At 62.1% G+C, this 2,457-nt stretch carries 2 protein-coding genes, 1 tRNA gene and 1 pseudogene; 2 read left to right on the forward strand and 2 right to left on the reverse strand.

What is annotated here, in order from left to right; all coding sequences use genetic code 11:
• Together ENZ74_RS29055 and dgoD are read left to right on the forward strand one after the other, a co-directional pair.
• Window positions 1-202 (forward strand): annotated as a pseudogene (locus tag ENZ74_RS29055) (GntR family transcriptional regulator); the annotation flags it as partial.
• A gap of 8 nt (window positions 203-210) precedes the next feature.
• Window positions 211-1,359: a galactonate dehydratase gene (gene dgoD / locus ENZ74_RS29060; protein ID WP_024501895.1), complete on the forward strand. Its 1,149-nt coding sequence runs from the start codon at window positions 211-213 to the stop codon at window positions 1,357-1,359.
• Window positions 1,360-1,551: 192 nt separating this feature from the next.
• On the opposite strand, the gene ENZ74_RS29065 is transcribed toward dgoD, so the two are convergent.
• Both ENZ74_RS29065 and ENZ74_RS29070 read right to left on the reverse strand, forming a co-directional pair.
• Window positions 1,552-1,627 (reverse strand) — tRNA-Ala (locus ENZ74_RS29065).
• A 172-nt stretch (window positions 1,628-1,799) separates the two neighbouring features.
• Window positions 1,800-2,189 carry a TIGR02300 family protein gene (locus ENZ74_RS29070; protein ID WP_013528180.1) on the reverse strand — a complete coding sequence of 130 codons (390 nt, stop codon included), beginning with the start codon at window positions 2,187-2,189 and terminating at the stop codon, window positions 1,800-1,802.
• Between the last annotated feature and the right edge of the window lie 268 nt (window positions 2,190-2,457).

Raw genomic sequence — 2,457 nt, forward strand, 5'->3', positions numbered from 1 at the left:
CATCGACACCGGGCTGAAATTCTCGCTGGAGGCGACGGCGGTGATTTCGCTCGACCGGCGCATGGAGGCCGTGGCGGCGCACCGCGAGGTGGTCGAGGCGCTGCGTATGCGCAATGCCGATGCCGCGCGTGGCGCGGCAAACAAGATCCTCGACCTCGCGGCGCGCGACCTCGTCAGCGCCAAGAAACTCAAGAGCAACTGAGACTGCGCATGAAAATCATCTCGCTCACCACCTACATCGTTCCGCCGCGCTGGCTGTTCCTGAAGATCGAAACCGATGCCGGCGTCACCGGCTGGGGCGAGCCGGTGGTCGAAGGCCGGGCGCTGACCGTCGAGGCGGCGGTCAAGGAGCTTGGCGATTATCTCATCGGCAAGGATCCGCGCCTGATCGAGGACCACTGGACGGTGATGCACCGCGGCGGTTTCTACCGCGGCGGCCCGATCCTGATGAGCGCCATTGCCGGCATCGACCAGGCACTGTGGGACATCAAGGGCAAGGCGCTCGGCGTGCCCGTGCACGAACTGCTCGGCGGCAAGCTGCGCGACTCGATCAAGGTCTATTCCTGGATCGGCGGCGACCGCCCGGCGGAGGTCGCGGCCGGCGCCAGGGAAATGGTTGCGCGCGGTTTCCTGGCGCTCAAGATGAACGGTACCGAAGAACTGCAGATCGTCGACAGCCATGACAAGATCGACGCCGCTGTCGAACGCGTCGCCATGGTGCGCGAGGCCGTCGGGCCCAACATCGGCATCGCTGTCGATTTTCATGGCCGCGTGCACCGGCCGATGGCGCGTGCGCTCGTCAAGGAACTCGAACCCTATAGGCTGATGTTCATCGAGGAGCCGGTGCTCAGCGAAAACCGCGAGGCGCTGAAGGAGATCGCCGCGCTTGGCTCGACACCGATCGCGCTCGGAGAGCGGCTCTATAGCCGCTGGGACTTCAAGTCCGTGTTCGAGGAAGGCGTCGTCGACATCATCCAGCCCGACCTGTCGCATGCCGGCGGCATCACAGAATGCCGCAAGATCGCGGCGATGGCGGAAGCCTATGATGTCGCGGTCGCGCCGCATTGCCCGCTCGGGCCGATCGCGCTTGCCGCGTGCCTGCAGCTCGACGCGGTCAGCTACAACTGCTTCATCCAGGAGCAGAGCCTCGGCATCCACTACAACGCCGCCAACGACCTGCTCGACTATGCCGCCAACAAGGATGTCTTCCGCTACGAGGATGGTTATGTCGCCATTCCCGACGGCCCGGGCCTGGGTGTCGAGATCGACGAGGATTATGTCAAGGAACGCGCCAGGGAAGGCCACCGCTGGCGCAACCCGATCTGGCGCCACAAGGACGGTTCCTTCGCCGAGTGGTGATCCGGGCTGGCTTTCAGACTTCAAGCACTCCAGGAATAATGAAGACTTTGTCCGGCGAGCAGTTGCTCTCGAGAAATGGCTCGTTCGTTCGGTTTGATCGAGGGGCTTTCAGCGGCGTTGTCAAATTGACCATCAAACGCAGATGACCGCAGTGCGGCACATTCATCGGCTGCGAATTGCAGAGGGACTGTTTGGTGGAGCCAATCGGGATCGAACCGACGACCTCTTGAATGCCATTCAAGCGCTCTCCCAACTGAGCTATGGCCCCACTTCCGGCAGTCAACCGGCGCCGTTTCCGGCGAAGAGATCCGGCGCGGGTTGGAGACCGCGCCGTTAGTGCAGGCGGCTTCTAACCCCGCCTTTCTCAGATATCAAGCCTTCGAGAGCCGCTTTTTCTTCACAGACCACGAAAGCCCGCAAACGCCCGCTTTCAAGGCCGATCAGACCTCGTCGTCGTCGTCGCCAACGCCGATCATGTCGGCAACGTCGTCATCTTCTTCCTCTTCGTCGGCGAGGAAGGTGTCGTCCTCGTCGTCGCCGAGATCGACGTCGTCCTCATCGTCGCCAAGATCCGGCAGGTCGTCGCCCTTGACGTCCTCGTCGGCCTCTTCGAGCGAGACGACCTCAACGCCTTCTTCTTCCTCGGCGTCCACTTCCTTCTCGGCCACTTCCTCTTCCTCCTCGAGAGCGGCAATCTTGCCTTCCTCGAAATAGGAACGCGGATAGGTCTTGCCGGTGTAGGGCGAGACGATCGGGTCCTTGTTCAGGTCGTAGAATTTTCGGCCCGTCTCCGGGTCGATACGTTTTGTGCCAAGTTCGGTTTTTGCCACGGCAAGCCTCGTCAATAAAAGAGTGGTCCCCTTAACCACAGTTTGCAGCGCTGTCAAAGCGAAAAGCCGGCGTCACAAAACCATGCATTGAAAGGCCTCGCGTGAAGTGACGACCATGGGGATGACCATTTCGGCCCACCGTGGTACGAGACCGCCGCAACAAATGAAAAGCGCCGGCCCGCCGGCATTCCGTCCAGGGAAATTCCATGTCTCACGCCGCCGCCCCCAAGCCGGCCACCGCCCGCCAATCCCCAGCCCTTTCCGGCAT

Source organism: Mesorhizobium sp. M7A.F.Ca.CA.002.15.2.1, from assembly GCF_003998715.1.
In the GTDB taxonomy this organism is placed as follows: Bacteria; Pseudomonadota; Alphaproteobacteria; order Rhizobiales; family Rhizobiaceae; genus Mesorhizobium; species Mesorhizobium ciceri.